Below are 16461 nucleotides of genomic sequence, written 5' to 3' on the forward strand. Positions count from 1 at the left end.
CCGGCCAATGTGCCGGGTGATATCCAGCGTCAGGATGTGCGAAAAGACAGTCTCCGGAATCAAAGGTCAAGCGATGAACCGAATTGCCCGCCGTGCGCTCCACACCTCCGCCGTTCCCACTGACCTGGCGTCAGTAACCCACCGCGATGAGGCTGGCGAGAAACCGGAGCTGGCCGGAGTGAGCCCCGAGGTTGTCGAGGCCATCTGGCACAGCGTTGAGCGGTTGTACCGAACCGGAGTGCATCCGGGCATACAGCTGTCGGTCAGGCACCGGGGCGAACAGATCCTGCATCGAGCCATCGGCCATGCCAGTGGCAACGGGCCCCATGACGCCGTGGACGCGCTGAAGGTGCCGATGACCACCGAGACACCCATTTGCTATTTCTCCGCCTCCAAGGCAGTCACGGCCCTGCTAATCCACATCCTGGCGGAACAGGGACTGGTCAATCTGATGGACCCGGTGTCGTATTACTGCCCGGAGTTTGCGGGGGGTGGTAAGCGCACCATTACCATTCACCAGGTGTTGTCCCACCGTGGCGGCATTCCGGCGATTCCCCGGGAAACCCCCATTGATGTGCTCTGGGACAGGGACGAAATCTGGCGCCTGCTGTGTGAAGCGAAGCCGGTGGAGGTGGATGGTGCCAAAGTGGCGTACCACGCCATCACCGGGGGCTTTGTGTTGCAGCGGGTACTGGAGAAAGTGACCGGCGATACCATTGAGGCGTATATCGACCGACACCTCCGCAAGCCCATGGGTATGAAGTGGTTTACCTATGGGATTGCACCCGCAGACGTGGATAAGCTGGCCGGCAACTATGCCACCGGCCCAACGCCGCGCTTTCCGGTATCCTGGATTGTGAACCGGGCGCTGGGAGGCGATATACGCACCGTGGAACGAGTCTCCAATGATCCCCGCTTCCAGGAGGCGGTTATCCCTGCAGGCAACCTGTGTGGCACCGCCGAGGAAATGGGGCGTTTCTTTCAGATGATGCTCAATGGCGGGGTCTGGAATGGCAAACGTATTTGCGGCGAGATGACCGTGAGGCGCTCCATCCAACAGTTTGGCTCGCTACAGATTGACCGCACGATGATGATCCCCATGCGCTTCAGTGCGGGCATGATGCTTGGAGGCAACCCCGTGGGGCTTTGGGGCCAGCAAAGCAGGCATGCCTTTGGTCACATTGGTCTGATCAACAAGCTGTGCTGGGCCGATGCAGCCCGGGACATTTCCGTCAGCCTGCTCAACACCGGCATCCCCATTGTTGGCCACCATCTGCCGGCGCTGGCGCGGTTTGTCTACACAGTGTGCGACCGTTTTCCGTTGATACCGGAAAACCGCAGGCCCCTGGTGGCGGCCTGACCCCTTAAAGGGTCGCCAGCTGTTCCTCCAGTATCCCCAGCACTGACGACAGGATATCCCGGAAGTCGGTGAGTGTCTGGGTTCGCTGGATCACATCCTCCCGACTTTCATCCAGCCGCTCCAGCTTGGGGACCACCCGCCGGATTCCCTCAGTGATAACTTCGTAGGGGTAATGGTGGTCCATGATGCTGAGTTTGTTGATCTCAGCCACTTCCTGACTGAAGATGCTGATGATGTCGTAAAGCATGTCCTTGTGCTGAATGGAGCTCGCCTCCCAGTACGCATCGTCAAGCAGCTCCAGCAGGGAAAGGTATTCCCTTAGTGTGTCGGCAACGGATGTCTGGTTCATAAGCGGTCTTCCTGGCCGGGATGGAATGGGGCTGTTACGGCAAATGGCTGCGCATATATGGTGATCTGAAGGGAACTATAGCAGGGGTTTGTTCGTGTAGTTTGGGTAGCAGCGTCGTATTCGCTGCAAAAAATATGAAACTCTATTCATTTTTATTGAGTTTTGTCCGACAGTTGTGCAGAATTACGCCAAATCATACAACGTGGACAAAGCCTGCTACAGTATGTACTGAGGCTTTGGAAAAGCCCGACGAAACAGAAGGATAAAAGGACTTCCAGCCCGGCCAAAAAGAGCCACTAAAACATGGGCGGAATCATCGGTTTCGGCGTATTGATCATTGGATACTCAGTGGAAGAGGACGATCATGGATAAACACACGCAGCCACAGCCTGGGCCGGAACAGCCGCGCCCGGTCAAGCTTGACCATCACGACAGTGTTCGGTCCCACGTCTGCCAGCAGGTCAGTACCGAAGTGGCACGCCTTGAGCGCCGTATTGAAACCCTCCGACTGACCAAAGCCCCTCATGCCGCCATCATGATCTCGACCTACGAGCGCATGATCGACCGCAAGAAGGGGTTCCTCAAGAACTGGGATATGCAGGGCAATACCGGTTACTGACGCTCATCGATAGTCACGGACTGGTAGAAAATGGCCTCGCTGCCGTTCTGCTGGTTTCCGCAATGTGCCGGATTGGGAGAGGTTTCCCCGGTTTCGTCATCCTCGATGGTAGGGTCTTCGCCACTGGATGTAAAAACGCGCACTTCTGCAGCCTCATAGTCCACTCTGACCCGAATGCAGTCCGGTTCCTGGCCGTCAACGGTAATGCCGGATGTGTCCAGGAATGTCAGCATGTCTGATTTGTTTCTGATGAACTCCTGAAACAGTTCCCCGTGGCCCAGTGAGCGACCGGTAAAACTCAGCGACGCAAACTCTGGCCGGTTGTAACCGCTCACCGAGAAGCTTTCATTTGCAAAGCGGCCACTCCAGAACGCACTGGCAATCTCTGACGGTGAACTGTCATTCTGATCGGGCGCCCTGGCGATAAACTGAAAGGACCGGAAAATCTTGTTCAGTTGCGGGTTGCTGGTCCAGTCCAGTAGCGGATAGACCCAGATCTGGTCAGGTTCAGGCTCGGTTCCATTGTTGCCACCGGTTTCGGTAAAGTGGATCTGCGCGTTCTTGTCCGGTGTGTTGTAAGTAGCGGGGTCACCGCTGTTCATGCTGTCCCGCATCAGTCGGCGGCCCCGGTTGAATGAGTCCACCTGGTTCGATGAAATGACATGTTGCAGGAAGTCCATCGGATTGCGGGCACTGGTGTAGCGGGTACCATCGTTGCTTGGCGTCAGGCCCATCAGCGTATTAAGACGCTCACGCAGCTGCGTTGCTATTCCCTCGTCGTCCTCCCCGTCAGCGGGCTCAACGCCCCGGTAAAAATCGTAGAATATGGTTTGGGGCAGTACGGGGGGCAGCCCATCTTCGTTCTGGATATCAAAGCTTTCGAACGTCAACGCCACGCTGGTTGCCGGGTTGATGAAATTACTGTCTGAAGAGTCATCTGGCCCACAGCCGGCCAATGTCAGGGCAAACAGGGGAACGGTGGCGAAAATGCAGGAATGTCTCATTTCAAGTGACCCTGAGATGCGTCGTTGTCGGTAAAACGCTAAAGTGTTTAGCCAGGGTGCCGCTGAATTCATTCGGCACCTGCGTGACTGCTGACAATAAACCATAAAAAAGGCATCTGCCCTCGCGGAGATCACATTTTGCAGCAATGGGAATGCCACGCCCGATGGTTCCGTTTCATCGCGCTTGCGGTTCTGGCTATTATTATTCCGGCCTCCGCCGCAGCGCAGGAGCGATGCCAGGACGGCGAGATTGTTCTGAACAGCGCCACCAGCAGTGTGCGTGATCTGGGTAGTTGTATCTGGTACCTGGAGGACCCGGAACACGCCGTCGATTTCAACGATATACTGAGTGGCGATACCGCGCCTTTCACCCGTCACGAAGGCGGTGTGCTGAACTTTGGCTACACGGAATCGGCATACTGGGCCAGATTTGATGTCGAGGTAGGAGCTGGCGCAGCACTGACAGACTGGATACTGGAGCTCGCCCTGCCATTGGTGGATGAGGTGGTGCTCTATCTGGTCCAGGATGGTGAGCTGATAGAGCAGCGCCGTGCTGGCTACGAGGGTGACTGGTCCGGGCGTGACCTGGCCGTACCCAACCCCACGTTCCGTTTGTCACTGGAACCGGGAAGCTCAACCCGCATTTATTTGCGCATCACCAATACCAACACTTTCCGCCTGCCGATCACCCTGTGGCACCCCGATGCTTATATTGAGAAGGTGTCGGTCGATGAAGCCGTGCGGGGCATTCTGCTAGGCAGCATCCTGGCCATTCTCGCCTACAACCTGTTTGTTGCCGTGTCGGTTCGCGAGCGCAGCAATATCTACTACGTGATGTATCTGGTATCAGCCACGGTATTCATCGCCACCGAGCAGGTGCACGGTATCCAGCTACTGGAGAATCGTCCTGCGCTGTTGCACAAGGAATACCTCCATTACCAGATCATCAATACCTGGTTCTGGGGCCTGTTGATGGCCCGGTCCCTGTTGGAAACCCGGGAGCGGTCGGCGGACCTGGACAAGGTGATCCAGCTTTGCCTGTACGCCATTGTGGCGACCTTTGTGCTATCCCTGTTCCTGCCCTATCACACGGCGATGGAATGGATCGTGTTGGCGTCGATCCTGCTCAGCATCATCCTGATTGTGGTCAGTTACCTGTCCTGGCGCTATTACAACCCGGCTGCGCGCTCCTACTTTTTTGCCTGGACCCTGGCGCTGGTGGGTTTCGGTATCTATGGTCTGACCGTGATGGGCTACCTGCCGTTGAACATGTTCACTTCCTACGCCCCGCAGTTCGGCCTGACGGCCCAGATTATCCTGTTTTCCTTTGCCCTGGCTGACCGGATCAAACAGGTGCAGGGCGAAGCCCTGGGTTGGAGCCAGCGGGCTCTGGCCAACCTGCGTCGATACCAGTCGCTGTTCGACAACGCCATAGAGGGCGTGTTCCAGATGTCGCTGGGCCGACGTTTCGTCACCGCCAACCCCGCCATGGCAAGGTTGATGGGCTACACCAGCAGCCGGGAGCTGCTGGATCTTGACCCGGACGTCCTGGAAACCTGTTTTGCGGATGAGAGAGTGCGCCGCTGGGTGATTGGGCAGTTGGAATCCCGGGGCACCGTCAAGGGTATCGAAGCACGCTATTACACCCGTTCCGGTGAAGAGCGCTGGGCCACCATTTCGTTACATACCGTGTATACCCCCGATGGCGATCCCGCCCATCTTGAGGGCACCTGCATTGACGCCACCGAGCGCCATCAGCGCCAGCGTATCGAGCGGGAGAGGGAGCAGGAACGTCTGGAAAAAGAACTGGCCCGCAATTCGGCCGAAGCAAAAAGCCAGTTCCTGGCCAACATGAGCCACGAAATTCGCACACCGTTGGCGGCGATTATCGGTTATGGCGAAACCCTGCTCGATCCCGACCTGACCGAGAGGGAGAAACACACCAGTGCGGAAACGGTGGTGCGCAGTGGCCGTCACTTGCTGGACCTGATTAACGACATCCTGGATCACTCGAAGATCGACGCCAATAAGCTGGATGTGGATATAGTGTCGGTTAATTTGCCGGAACTGCTTGACGAAATCCGCGCTTTCTTCGCACCCAGGGCGCGGGAAAAGGGGCTGGAATTTCATATCATCTGTGAGTATCCCCTGCCCGAAAAGGTTGCCACGGACCCGACCCGCTTTCGCCAAATCATCATAAATCTGTGCGGAAATGCGCTTAAATTCACGGAAAATGGTTCTATTTCTCTGAATGTTCGGTGTGATCGCGAGCGCCAGGCCCTGGTGGCCAGGGTGGTGGACACCGGCATCGGCATGAAACCCGAACAGTTGGGCCGGCTGTTTGACCCGTTCGCCCAGGGTAGCGCCGCGATTGCCCGGCAATATGGAGGAACCGGTCTCGGGTTGAGCATTTCCCGTCGGCTGGCGGAGTTGCTGGGTGGCAACATATCCGTTTCCAGCACGTATGGCGAAGGCAGTGAGTTTGAGCTTTCCATCGCCACCGGCCCATTGGAGGATGTCCACTTTCTGCGCGACGCGTCGGAATTGTCGCAACGTCGGCGGAGCATTCCCATGGTGCTTGCGCCAAGGCTTTCCGGCCGTATCCTGCTGGCGGAGGACAATGACGTGAATCGTCGCCTGGTGTCCCTGCTGGTGGGTCGCACGGGCGCTGAGCTGGTCCATGTCGGCAATGGCGCTGAAGCACTGGATCTGGCGCTGAGGGAGCCCTTTGATCTGATTCTGATGGACATACAGATGCCGGTCATGAACGGTCGGGATGCAACGGCGGCCATTCGTGAAGCTGGCCTGAATATCCCGGTCATTGCATTGACGGCAAACGTGATGGCGGAGGATATTGCAGACTATCGCCTCGCAGGCTGTAATGACCATCTGGCCAAACCCATCGACAAACAGCGTTTCTACGAAGTCATGGCCAGATATCTGGTGGTGCGGACGGAGAGTGAATCCGATGGCCACCGGCGCTATTGCAGCACAATACTGGTCGCGGAGGACAACGAGGACAACCGTCGTCTGGTGGAGCGCATGCTCGGGGCCCAGGGGTTGGATGTCATCACCGTTGCCAGTGGCGATGATGCGGTCCGAACGGCGCTGTCCGAATCGGTGCAGATGGTGCTGATGGACCGCCATATGCCGGGTCTGGACGGAGTGGAGGCTACCCGGTTACTGCGGCAGACGGGCTTCCGCCGGCCAGTTATTGCCTTCACCGCCGGTGACCAGTCGGAAACCGATGCGTTGATGGCGGCCGGGTGCGATGGCGTATTGAACAAACCCATCGACAGTAGGCATTTGCTGAGCACGCTGGACCATTTCCTCCCAGAGTCCAATGGCCCGAGCAGAGACTCGACGGAGGATGAGGACATTGGTCACCTCGTCGAACGCTTCCTCGATGGGTTGGCGTCCCGAAAAGTGGCCATGGAAGCCGCAGCCGCGCGTCGTGATCAGCAGCGATTGGCATCGGAAGCCCATCAGATCAAAGGCACCGCCGGCGCCATGGGCTACCCTGACATGACACGGCAGGCAGGGAAACTGGAGGCTTGCGTGAACGTTGAAGACCGTGACTGGGACCACGTTCACAGCCAGCTGCAAGCCCTGGCTGACATGATCGACAGGGCATTGCAGGGGCGGGAGGCACGTCTATGACAACCGACATTTCGGCTACCGATAAAACAGGAATCGTGATTGATGAGTGAAAACCTCCAGCAAAGCGAACAGCACTCGCTGAGTATGATGTATGGCACCTACGCCGACATTCTGTTTGTCCTCTTTCCGTTCCTGGTCATCAGCATGCAACGGTTATGGGATGGCCAGCTTTATGAGACGCTACTCAGGCCCGATCTGAGCATTGCGGCTGCGATACTGGCCGGGCTGGCCATCGGAAAATTCGTGCTGGGGCTGGTCAGTAACCGCGACTTGGGCCGTTTCAAGGAGCGTATTGTGTTCTTTATCGCATTGACGCTGTTTGTAGTGTTGGGGCCGGCCATCATCCTTATGCTCAGTATCGCTGGTCATCGCGAAGTGCCCGGGTTCGTGGCGTTTGTTCAGCCTATCCTGCTGATCATCGCGATTTCCCTCTACACCACGGCCGTCAGTATCAGTAATATTCTGACCCGGTCCGGCGGGGTAAACGCCAGTTCGTCCCGCACTGCTGGCGCTCGCCTGGACGAGACTGGAGAACCTGCGCCAGCCACTGCCCAGCATGAGCCGCTGGCGATTCCCCGGCGAACCGGCGGTGATTCCCTTTGAAGTGCCTTGTGGGACCGGGTATAAAATAGAATCAGGAGGCGGGGTATGAGTGATATGAGAATATTGGTGGTGGAAGACGAGCCGGTCATGAGGGAGCGGTTGGTAGACATGCTCTACACGGCAGGTGCAAGCAGTGTGGTTGAGTGTCCGGACATTGCGGGTGCCAGGGCTGCCTTTGAGGCTGACGTCTTCCAGATCATCTTGCTGGACCTGGGGCTGCCGGACGGCAACGGTCATCAGTTGATGGAGGAGTTCAAGGCCAAGCGCAAGGATCAGCACATTGTTTTAGTGACAGCGGATGACTCCATCGACAGCATCCAGAAAGCAATCAGTGCCGGGGCCAACGGTTACGTGGTCAAACCCTATTCCCAGGAAAAAATTCACGACGTGGTGAACAACTACGCCATGGTGCACGGCGGCGATGCCGCCATGATACAGGGACTGAACCGCCAGCATTGACGGTTCGGCCCATCGGGTTTCCCATTACGCAACCTGGCGGGCGATCCAGGAACCGTAGCGAGTGGCAAGAGCACGCACGTATCGTGCCTCGCCATCGTTCAGATTGCCCAGAACACCCTTGAATATCCAGCCTCGCTCATACAGCCCCAGCACCCGTTGTTCGTCGTCCAGGTTGACGCGCTGGTTCAGTTTTTTGCAGATGGCATCCAGCAGAGGCAGCTTTTCCGGGCGCCGAATAGGCCCCGTGCGGCTGCTTGCCGGCTGGTTTGCTGCTTTTGTCGGATGTCTCTTCATGATCTTCTCCTTGTCGTTTTGCGGCTGCAAAAACAAAACCCCGGCGCTCTGGGCAACCGGGGTCTCGCGGAGAAGCTTGCCCGGTCGCTCCAAAGGCTCCCGGGACTGACCGAAAGCCGTTAGATGTCGTTCACCATGGAGTGCGCACACGCTTCACCCTTGCGGTGCGCAATCGCGTCAATCATCAGATACTGGTATTTCTGAAGCATTGTCATGGGCCTTTTCCGGCATCGTTTGCCGAGCATATCGGTTTCGGTACTGTCATCAGTGTATCGCGTGCCCATGGCTTTGCAAGGGGCAGAGTGCTTCGGCAAACCCCTACAGACGCGGCTCCTCGAAGCGATCATAATTTGTTCTGTCACGTGTTTTACGTTGTGCAATCCTCCGGTGCCCACCTTTTATCTGTGGCGTACCGCATGGATCTCTCCTTTATACGCAGCCCTCGGGGCTGCGTTTTTTTTGGCCGTCCGAAAAGTGTGTTCCTGACGGCATCGTGGAAACCTCGTAGCCACTAGTTCGTACAGACGCCCGGACCATATTTGGCGATAATTTGCACACTAATCAATGCAATGTATCGTCAGAAATGAGAGGTTGAAACCCAGTAAGATGTCCGAAGAAAACGGATCTGCAAAAAACCGGTTACAGTCACACGCCATAGTCGAAGTGCTGCTTGTCCTCGCGCTCGCCGTATACCTGTTCATCGCCCGCAGCCAGATGGTGGGTGATAATTTTTCCTTTACCGTCATTGGGGCGGCGCTGATGGTGCTGGTAACCTACTGGACACTGAACACCATGCGTGATGGCCTCGAAGTCCTCGCCCTCAAGGTGACTCGAAGTCCTCGTCCCCAAGGTGAATAGTCCCCAGCGCTGAGTTCCATGCCGGCGCGCTGTGCTCCATGATGGAAACCTCAGACCTGCCGGCTGCGTCCGTGAAGCGGTTGGTCGTCCGCAGCGAACAGTTGGATCTCTTCCCAGGTTCTGTGGAGGATAAGCGCGTCGTTTGCCGCCCTGTGCACGGGCAACCCCAGACGCTTGATAACCTGCTGACGCGATGCCGACCAGTGCCTTACCTGATTGGCATCCAGCAACATGGAAATGGATTCCAGTTGAAAGTCGGCGCGGGTGTTGGCGGCTCGAAACAGGCGATGAAGCCAGAAGCTGTCAAACGTCCAGGCATCACAGAATACCTGCCCCGAGAGCAGCTGGTTCAGGTGTGCCGCAACCTCCGACACCGGTGTACCCTCCGTTTCCAGGGTTTCCCGGGTGATTCCGTGAACCTGCTCGGCACTTTCTGACCAGTCCTGCCAAAGTACATGGGGTTGTATCAGCCAGCTGTGCAAGGTGCCGTCGGGCAAGCATATGCCCACCTCGATCGGATAGCTGGCGATCAGATCGAGGCTGGAGGCCTCGAAGTCAATAAAGGCTGGGCTGGTTCTGGTTCTCATTCCGCCTGGTTTTTGTTGATGTGCCGTCATCAGAGTTTACCCGCACGCTACTGCAGACGCGAACCCATCGTCGCATTCCACTGTTACAATGTGTCCACGGATGTTACTCCGACCCTATAACAATCCAGTGACGCCCTGCTGGCTGTCTGAAACCGGGATGACCTGATGACCGAAACCGTCGTTGTAATCTACTCTGGGGGAATGGATTCGTTCACCCTGCTCCACCTTGCCCGTGCCCGAGGGTATAAGGTTCATGCCCTGTCGTTTGACTACGGCCAGCGGCACGTTCGCGAACTGGAATGCGCCCGCCAGGTGTGCGAAGAATTATCGGTGCCGCACAAGGTGATCGATATTCGTGCGCTCAGTGAAGTCATGGCCGGATCGGCCCTGACGGACGCAGTGGACGTGCCCGAGGGGCACTACGAAGAAGACAACATGAAGGCCACCGTGGTGCCCAACCGCAACATGATTCTGTTGTCGCTGGCCACCGGCTATGCGGTTACCGCCGGTGCTGTTGCTGTTTGGTACGGCGCCCATGGCGGCGATCACGCGATCTATCCGGACTGTCGACCGGAGTTCGTGGAGAAAATGGACGCCGTCTGTCAGGTGGCGAACTATGAGCCGGTGAAAATAGAAGCGCCCTTCATGGGCTCGGACAAGGGGGCCATCCTGGCCGAGGGCCTGAAGTTGGGGCTCGATTACGGCAAAACCTGGACCTGCTACAACGGCCGGGACCGAGCCTGTGGCGTTTGTGGCTCCTGCGTGGAGCGCCTGGAGGCGTTTGCCGCCAACGGCGTTTCAGATCCCTTGCGGTATGAGGTGGAAACCTGATGTATCGGGTAAAGGAAGCGTTCTATACATTGCAGGGAGAGGGTGCCCAGGCCGGGCGGGCAGCGGTGTTTTGCCGCTTCAGCAAGTGCAATCTCTGGACTGGCCGTGAAAAGGACCGGGCCAATGCCGTATGCAGCTTCTGCGATACCGACTTCGTAGGTACCGATGGTCAGAACGGCGGCCAGTTTGAAACCGCGGATGCGCTGGCGGCGCATATTCGTCGCCTTTGGCCGGATGCGCCTGGGCAACCCTATGTGGTGTGCACGGGTGGTGAGCCACTACTGCAACTGGATGACAAGCTGGTGGATGCCTTTCACCGGGCCGGCTTTGAAGTGGGCGTGGAAACCAACGGCACACTGCCGGCACCGTCCGGTATTGACTGGTTGTGTGTGAGCCCCAAGGCGGACGCGCCGGTGGTATTGCGCCAGTGTGACGAGCTGAAAGTGGTGTACCCTCAGCCCCTGGCGATGCCGGAGCGTTTCACCGACATTAACGCCAGCCACTATTTCCTTTCGCCAATGGCGTCGCCGACTGTCTCAGAGGGTGAGGCTGACCCCGTCAAGCAAAGTAACACCCGCAAAGCCACGGATTACTGCCTGACCCACCCGCAGTGGCGGTTGACCCTGCAGATGCACAAGATCATAGGCATCGACTGAGTGTTTCAGGCCATCGCACTGGTTGGTGTTCTCTTGATCGACGTTGTTGTTGGCAATGACTCCTGGTTTCGGTACTGGCTGGGGCTCTGTCCGGTCCAGCGCTTGAACGCCCTGGTAAAGTTGGCGGCGTCGGCGTAGCCCAGGGCGTCGGCAATCTGGCTCAGGTTCATGGCAGTTTGCTGCAGCAACTCCCCCGCTCTTTCCAATCGCACCTGATCCACCAGGTGCTGAAAACTGGCTTCTTCCGCCTGTAAACGCCGTTTCAGGGTGCGCTCCGACACAAACAGCGTTGTGGCTACCCTGGCCAGTTTCGGCGGGAACGGGTGACTGGTTTCAATCACCCGCCTGACCCGACAGGCAAAGCCGGCATCTTCGGTTAGAAGGCGTAAGGCTTCCTCACACTGGGCTTTCGAGGAGGCGGCCAACTGATCGTCAGAGAAGCGGATGGGCAATGCCAGCTGCGGATCGGGAATAACAATCGCATCTTCGCCAGCGCCGTACACCACGGGGATGGGGATTTGCTGGCGAAAGCGATGGAAGTAGGCCGGTTCCGGTCCGCGTCGCTGAATCGACGAGCCGGCGACCGGTGAGCCCGTTAGCTGTGCTCCCATGGACGCGCAGCCGAACAGCATGGCGTCCATGATAAAGCCCTGCAATGGGCCCAGATCAATGCCACACGAGATGGCGTAGATAGACTGGCCATCCTGCTGTCGGCGCTTGACGTGCAGGTGCGGGGCGCGCAGGGTCAGGTATCGCGTCATCAGGTCCAGAGCCTCTGCCAGCGTGCGGCTGCTCATGACCGCGGTGCCCAGGGCTCCGTGCAGTGGCAGTCGAAGCTCCCGGGCCAGCATGATGCCGAGCCCGGGCTCGCCGCTTTCGATGATGGCTCGGGTCACGAACTCGCTGGCCTGTGACTGACTGACTCTTAAATCGGTTGACTGCAGGCGCACCGGGTCCAGGCCGACACGCTTGAGCAGCGCTTTTTCATCGACGCCGATGGTACTAAGCAACTCCGCCAGCAAGTGCAGGTAAATGGCCGGCATGCCCAGATCCTGAGTGGTAGATACTGAGGCGCGCATGGGATTTCCTCGTGTTTCCTGTTGTTGTTATGTCAGGGATGAAACTTCTTCCACGATTATGAACGGAATGTTCCTCCCACCCCATGACTTCGCTGACGGGTCAACAGGATATGCAGGCCAATTAACAGAGCTGGCCGCCCGCTGAGTGGCGGTCGATGAAGGCTGCCAGTTTACGGGCTGAGCGACCGGGATTCTCCAGCATGGGAAGATGGCCTACCCGCCGGAACACGTGGATATCGGCCTGGGGCGTCACCTTTCGATACCAGTCCACACAGCGTGTGGGCGTGATCACGTCCCGGTCCCCCCACTGGACCTGAAGGGGAGGTGTGTTGGGGCCAAGGTAGCGTGCTGGTGCCAACGCGTCGGCGAGCATATCGTTGAAAATGTGACGCAAGGACGTGGTTCGTTGCAGCAGGTCCGGCCCCAGGAGCCCCGTCATGGCGACGCCCATAGCCGTTGGCCTGCCAGTGCCGACGCTGTTGAACATCCGGTAGACACCGGCCCAGTCCCGGGGAATCAGAATGGCGTCGCGGTCGGACTCGAAGGGGGCATCGAGGTCCACGTTTGTATGTTCGGGTATGCCGGCGCTGTTCAGCACCGTCAGGGAAGCGGGTGCGGGCGTCATTTTGTGAGCGAGGACGGTGGCAATGGCACCCCCCATGGAGCTGCCGACCAGGTGAAGGTTGTTGGTGGCCAGAGTCTCGATCCAGGCTTCCAGTCTTGACGCCTGGGCCTCGTAGCCGTAATCGGCGTCCGAACGGTACTCGCTTTCTCCAAGCCCTGGCAGGTCCGGAACCAGAATGTGCCAGTGTTCGGGCAGCCGCTGCAGCCAGAGCGCCCAGTTCTCTTTCATGGCGGCAAAACCGTGCATCAGTATAACGGTGGGTTGGTCCCCGGTAGGGGTCCCTTTTTCCAGATACACCATGCGGTGGCCATCGATCACGGTTTCACGACGTTTTGCCTGTACCAGCCATCGCTGACTGGTGCGGGCGGCAGGCCATAAGTTTGGAGTGGGTATTTTCACGGTCGGTTTCCGTTTCAACTGGATTGGAGCCAGTGTACCGCGTATCCCGCGCCGGGCTTTGGCCTGCCTGCCCTGATGCTGCGGCTCGCGGGCAAGGTGGAATCAGAGTGACAGGTCGGTGATGACCGGGTTGTGGTCCGATGAGCGCCAGGGCTGGCCGGTGGGTACGGTAACCGGCCCCTTGTAGCCCAGCGCCCGGGGTTCATCGGAATTTATCGACCAGGTGCGGGCATCGACGATCCGTGGGAGCAGCCTTTTCGAGACCAGGCTGTAGTCCAGGGTTCCGCTACGGCCGTGATAGCTATAGCTGGTGTGCTTACAGGTGGTGTTGGTGCAGCCGTGGATGTGACGAACGGCGTTGATAAAGCCTGCCGCTTCCAGCAGTTGCAGCGGCGTCTCCCGGGCGTAGGCGTTCATATCCCCGGTGATCAGGGTGCCGGACAGGCCATCCGGGTGCGGCAGGGCATTGGTCCAGCGGATAATGGCCCGGGTCGCTTGTTCGCGGCTGTGATTGTAGCAGCCCTGGCCGTCGTCCTGATCCCGGTTCTGACCACTGGCGCCACGGCAGGCCTTTGATTTCAAGTGAGGAACGACAACCCTCAGGGCTCGATCACTGTGAATGAGCCGGAATACCTGAGTGACTGGTGGCCGGCCACGACGATCAAATGGTGTTGTTGTCAGGCGGCTGGGAGAGCCTTCCGCGACCACACGGTCGCTGCGGTACAGCAGATCGGTGCGTATGGCATCACTGCCAGTGTTGTCGCTTGTTTCCACGTAGCGCCAGTGTGAACCCAAGGCGCCGGCCAATTCGGCAATGGCGCTGTCGCCGTCATAGCCGTCGTTTTCCATTTCTGTGACAGCGATGATGTCCGGGTTCGGCGCCGTCAGCGCGGCAACCAGCCGTGCTTTCTGTTGCTCAAACTGAGTGGCGGATCGGGCCCCCCGAGCTGCCGGAAAACCGCCGCCACGGCCATCGCCATTGAAGAAATTGCCAAGATTGAGTGTGACCACCCTGAGCGTGGCCGACTCCGGTCGCTCGGGTGCTGGTGCGCGTGGATTGGCGGGGCTGAACGCCGGCGTTGATTGCGGCTGCAGTCGCCAGGCGCCGAACCGAAAATCCAGTATGCCTGTTAACCCGCTGACCTTGTCGCCGGTGCGAACCGTGTTGTTTGCGGACAGTTGTGGCCCAGGCCAGGGAATCGGGCGCGGGTTGCGCGCCCCCAGGCCGTCATCCAGCAACAGTCGGTTGATCGCCTGCCACCTGTGGCGCGATTGAGCGCCCGGCCCTGGTTCCAGGATTTCCGTGGCCATCGTCTGAGGCTTTGCCGCGAGGGTGAGTTCACCGTAACGGGCCAGGTTATAGTGATTGATCACCGTTAGCTCGCCGGCGACGTTGATCCGCATGTTTTCCAGGTGTTCCGGAGGTTCGCCATCCTGCCACGGCAGCGTGACGGAGACAGGCTCAGGCAGACGGCCATTCCCGCAACGGGTGATGGAGGTAATATCGGTGAGCTCGGTCAGGCCATGGAACTCTTTCACCCGCCCTGAGACATGCACCCTATCCCCGTGCTGTCCGTCGGTGCGATGGGTGTAAACAAACAGGGCCTCGGAGCTTTGCGGATCGTTGTCCGTTTCGCCATCGGCTTGTTGCAGATAAAAACCGCGGAAGCCGCCTCGTTGGCGAGCATCCATGGTTATGATGCCTTCAACGGAAACGGTCTGGCCGGCGAAAGAGGAATGATCGCCCGTGCCCTGAATGCGGGAAACCGGGATAACCCCGGTACCACAATCCCCCGCCGCGACAGCGGGCAGGCCTATGAGTAGGGCGAGGGCAAGGCGCCAGAACAGGAAAGGGTTGGTTGTGATCACCCGCTCAGTCTAGCAGAGCCCCGCTACTGCTTTAATAGCCCGTTCGCGAGCCGACTCGGCAATGCCCAGCTGCTCCTCGTTGGCCAGTTCCAGCTGCTGGACCATTGGGTCCGGGTGCTGGCTGTCTGAACCCAGGCCGAGCCGGGACAGTACGTAGGGTGCAAGGGCCGCGCGAATGGTGAGTTCGAGCCGGTTGCTGACCATGCCGTAATCGGTGGCAACAATATCCTGCTGTGCCTTGTTCAAACGGCTATCAGGCATCATCACCAGTGAGACTTGACGGTTCCAGTCATCATCATGCTGGATGGTGTGACGGCTGCGTTGCCGGGTGGTTTCCGGCTTGCCGCGGAAACGGCTGAGGGCGAAGTCCCGAAATTCCCGGTTGGCGTCGCACCAGGCACGGAGGTGCCAGTTCTGGCCGACACACACCAGAGTGTGGGGTTCCAGAGTGCGCTGGGAAACGCCAGCAGGGCTTAGGGAGGCATACTCTGCCTTCATCACCCGGCCGTGGCGAGCTGCTGCAACTGCGGCACGCATGACTTCCGGCTTAACAACCCGTTCCGGGCCACGGACGATGGTGCTGTCAGGCAAGCTGATATTAAGCGATTCAAAGGTGTCACTGAGGGCGTCCTGGCGAGCCAGCAGATCCTGGTATTCACTGGCGTTGCCGGCGGTGACCACCGGCCGGAAACTGGACGATGGCACATAGCCTTTAAGGTGGCGATCGTAAACCAGATTGTCCGGTGCCAGTTCCCGCAGGTAGGTGTTGATATCCTTGGAAGCCTGCTGTCGCCCAATGCCGAAACTGTGGCAGATATGATTGGTGGTGAGCCGTCCTTCCCATAGGGCGATGATTTCAATCAGCCGGTAGCGAAGCAACAGATCCCATCGAATGGGCCAGTCCGTCTTTTTCATAACCAGGCGCTCATGGTTAGCGTGGATTGCATGAGATGAGAGACTCTCGTGGGTTCAAATAGGCAGCGATCAAACTACCCACATGTTAACCCTTCAGGTCGCCAGCGTGTGTTACGTCACCTTAATGTAAAATGATGTTAAATCCAGTCATCACGGCGCTGCAAGCGGTATTGGGGATTTCGGGAACTGCGTAGTGGTTTTGTGAATTACGCCCTGTTCTAATTCGTGCTCTGCAATGTTCCGGCGTTGCTGCTAGTTTCATTACATTCCTGTATCAACCTGTTTAAAGTACGC

16 protein-coding genes are annotated in these 16461 nt (G+C 58.3%); 8 read left to right on the plus strand and 8 right to left on the minus strand.

Features of this window, described 5'->3' with window-relative positions:
* The first annotated feature begins 73 nt into the window (after positions 1 to 73).
* Positions 74 to 1360 carry an EstA family serine hydrolase gene (locus tag JJO78_RS01690; protein ID WP_041332770.1) on the plus strand — a complete coding sequence of 429 codons (1287 nt, stop codon included), beginning with the start codon at positions 74 to 76 and terminating at the stop codon, positions 1358 to 1360.
* Positions 1361 to 1364: 4 nt separating this feature from the next.
* Here the strand turns inward: JJO78_RS01690 and JJO78_RS01695 are convergent, their stop codons facing one another.
* Entirely contained in the window at positions 1365 to 1709 is a 345-nt protein-coding gene (locus tag JJO78_RS01695; RefSeq protein WP_036207704.1) for a hypothetical protein, read from the minus strand.
* Between the two features lie 364 nt (positions 1710 to 2073).
* On the opposite strand from JJO78_RS01695, the gene JJO78_RS01700 reads away from it, so the two are divergent.
* Entirely contained in the window at positions 2074 to 2328 is a 255-nt protein-coding gene (locus JJO78_RS01700; RefSeq protein WP_036207701.1) for a hypothetical protein, read from the plus strand.
* Here JJO78_RS01700 and JJO78_RS01705 read toward each other — a convergent pair.
* On the minus strand, positions 2322 to 3332 hold the full coding sequence (locus JJO78_RS01705; protein WP_075196362.1) for a hypothetical protein: 1011 nt from the start codon (positions 3330 to 3332) through the stop codon (positions 2322 to 2324). The two genes, JJO78_RS01700 and JJO78_RS01705, sit on opposite strands and share 7 nt — an antisense overlap.
* Before the next feature lie 138 nt (positions 3333 to 3470).
* Between JJO78_RS01705 and JJO78_RS01710 the strand changes: the two genes are divergently transcribed.
* Genes JJO78_RS01710 through JJO78_RS01720 form a run of 3 tightly spaced genes read left to right on the plus strand, consistent with a single transcriptional unit; the run spans position 3471 to position 8054 of the window.
* On the plus strand, positions 3471 to 6992 hold the full coding sequence (locus JJO78_RS01710; RefSeq protein ID WP_075196361.1) for a response regulator: 3522 nt from the start codon (positions 3471 to 3473) through the stop codon (positions 6990 to 6992).
* 42 nt (positions 6993 to 7034) lie between these two features.
* Positions 7035 to 7595 carry a hypothetical protein gene (locus tag JJO78_RS01715; RefSeq protein ID WP_036207692.1) on the plus strand — a complete coding sequence of 187 codons (561 nt, stop codon included), beginning with the start codon at positions 7035 to 7037 and terminating at the stop codon, positions 7593 to 7595.
* 45 nt (positions 7596 to 7640) lie between these two features.
* Complete coding sequence (locus tag JJO78_RS01720; protein WP_036207689.1) at positions 7641 to 8054, plus strand: response regulator; 414 nt, start codon at positions 7641 to 7643, stop codon at positions 8052 to 8054.
* A gap of 24 nt (positions 8055 to 8078) precedes the next feature.
* On the opposite strand, the gene JJO78_RS01725 is transcribed toward JJO78_RS01720, so the two are convergent.
* Positions 8079 to 8348, minus strand: a complete 270-nt coding sequence (locus JJO78_RS01725) for a hypothetical protein (protein WP_036207831.1) — start codon at positions 8346 to 8348, stop codon at positions 8079 to 8081.
* Between the two features lie 591 nt (positions 8349 to 8939).
* Here JJO78_RS01725 and JJO78_RS01730 point away from each other — a divergent pair.
* Positions 8940 to 9206 (plus strand): hypothetical protein, encoded by a 267-nt coding sequence (locus JJO78_RS01730; protein ID WP_226909995.1) that lies wholly within the window; start codon positions 8940 to 8942, stop codon positions 9204 to 9206.
* Between the two features lie 50 nt (positions 9207 to 9256).
* On the opposite strand, the gene JJO78_RS01735 is transcribed toward JJO78_RS01730, so the two are convergent.
* Complete coding sequence (locus tag JJO78_RS01735) at positions 9257 to 9793, minus strand: 3'-5' exonuclease (protein WP_075196359.1); 537 nt, start codon at positions 9791 to 9793, stop codon at positions 9257 to 9259.
* 165 nt (positions 9794 to 9958) lie between these two features.
* On the opposite strand from JJO78_RS01735, the gene queC reads away from it, so the two are divergent.
* Both queC and queE read left to right on the plus strand, forming a co-directional pair.
* Positions 9959 to 10624 (plus strand): 7-cyano-7-deazaguanine synthase QueC, encoded by a 666-nt coding sequence (queC, locus tag JJO78_RS01740; RefSeq protein WP_036207677.1) that lies wholly within the window; start codon positions 9959 to 9961, stop codon positions 10622 to 10624.
* The gene (gene queE / locus JJO78_RS01745) at positions 10624 to 11280 is read left to right on the plus strand and encodes a 7-carboxy-7-deazaguanine synthase (protein WP_036207673.1); all 657 of its coding nucleotides are present in this window, start codon (positions 10624 to 10626) and stop codon (positions 11278 to 11280) included. The genes queC and queE overlap by 1 nt, the downstream gene beginning before the upstream one ends.
* A 5-nt stretch (positions 11281 to 11285) precedes the next feature.
* On the opposite strand, the gene JJO78_RS01750 is transcribed toward queE, so the two are convergent.
* From JJO78_RS01750 to JJO78_RS01765, 4 genes are all read right to left on the minus strand, one after another.
* Positions 11286 to 12359 carry an AraC family transcriptional regulator gene (locus JJO78_RS01750; RefSeq protein ID WP_036207671.1) on the minus strand — a complete coding sequence of 358 codons (1074 nt, stop codon included), beginning with the start codon at positions 12357 to 12359 and terminating at the stop codon, positions 11286 to 11288.
* A 121-nt stretch (positions 12360 to 12480) separates the two neighbouring features.
* The gene (locus tag JJO78_RS01755) at positions 12481 to 13383 is read right to left on the minus strand and encodes an alpha/beta fold hydrolase (protein ID WP_151983086.1); all 903 of its coding nucleotides are present in this window, start codon (positions 13381 to 13383) and stop codon (positions 12481 to 12483) included.
* Between the two features lie 102 nt (positions 13384 to 13485).
* Entirely contained in the window at positions 13486 to 15252 is a 1767-nt protein-coding gene (locus tag JJO78_RS01760; protein WP_151983087.1) for an ExeM/NucH family extracellular endonuclease, read from the minus strand.
* 9 nt (positions 15253 to 15261) lie between these two features.
* On the minus strand, positions 15262 to 16167 hold the full coding sequence (locus tag JJO78_RS01765; protein ID WP_036207665.1) for a WYL domain-containing protein: 906 nt from the start codon (positions 16165 to 16167) through the stop codon (positions 15262 to 15264).
* Between the last annotated feature and the right edge of the window lie 294 nt (positions 16168 to 16461).

It is taken from the genome of Marinobacter sp. DS40M6 (assembly GCF_028581595.1).
Lineage (GTDB): Bacteria > Pseudomonadota > Gammaproteobacteria > Pseudomonadales > Oleiphilaceae > Marinobacter > Marinobacter salarius.

Excerpts from the sequence above, each read along its gene's own strand:
- queC (WP_036207677.1), top strand. The coding sequence starts at position 9,959 with ATGACCGAAACCGTCGTTGTAATCTACTCTGGGGGAATGGATTCGTTC.
- JJO78_RS01700 (WP_036207701.1), top strand. The coding sequence starts at position 2,074 with ATGGATAAACACACGCAGCCACAGCCTGGGCCGGAACAGCCGCGCCCG.
- JJO78_RS01725 (WP_036207831.1), bottom strand. The coding sequence starts at position 8,348 with ATGAAGAGACATCCGACAAAAGCAGCAAACCAGCCGGCAAGCAGCCGC.
- JJO78_RS01750 (WP_036207671.1), bottom strand. The coding sequence starts at position 12,359 with ATGCGCGCCTCAGTATCTACCACTCAGGATCTGGGCATGCCGGCCATT.
- JJO78_RS01690 (WP_041332770.1), top strand. The coding sequence starts at position 74 with ATGAACCGAATTGCCCGCCGTGCGCTCCACACCTCCGCCGTTCCCACT.
- JJO78_RS01720 (WP_036207689.1), top strand. The coding sequence starts at position 7,641 with ATGAGTGATATGAGAATATTGGTGGTGGAAGACGAGCCGGTCATGAGG.
- JJO78_RS01715 (WP_036207692.1), top strand. The coding sequence starts at position 7,035 with ATGAGTGAAAACCTCCAGCAAAGCGAACAGCACTCGCTGAGTATGATG.
- JJO78_RS01765 (WP_036207665.1), bottom strand. The coding sequence starts at position 16,167 with ATGAAAAAGACGGACTGGCCCATTCGATGGGATCTGTTGCTTCGCTAC.
- queE (WP_036207673.1), top strand. The coding sequence starts at position 10,624 with ATGTATCGGGTAAAGGAAGCGTTCTATACATTGCAGGGAGAGGGTGCC.
- JJO78_RS01695 (WP_036207704.1), bottom strand. The coding sequence starts at position 1,709 with ATGAACCAGACATCCGTTGCCGACACACTAAGGGAATACCTTTCCCTG.
- JJO78_RS01735 (WP_075196359.1), bottom strand. The coding sequence starts at position 9,793 with ATGAGAACCAGAACCAGCCCAGCCTTTATTGACTTCGAGGCCTCCAGC.
- JJO78_RS01705 (WP_075196362.1), bottom strand. The coding sequence starts at position 3,332 with ATGAGACATTCCTGCATTTTCGCCACCGTTCCCCTGTTTGCCCTGACA.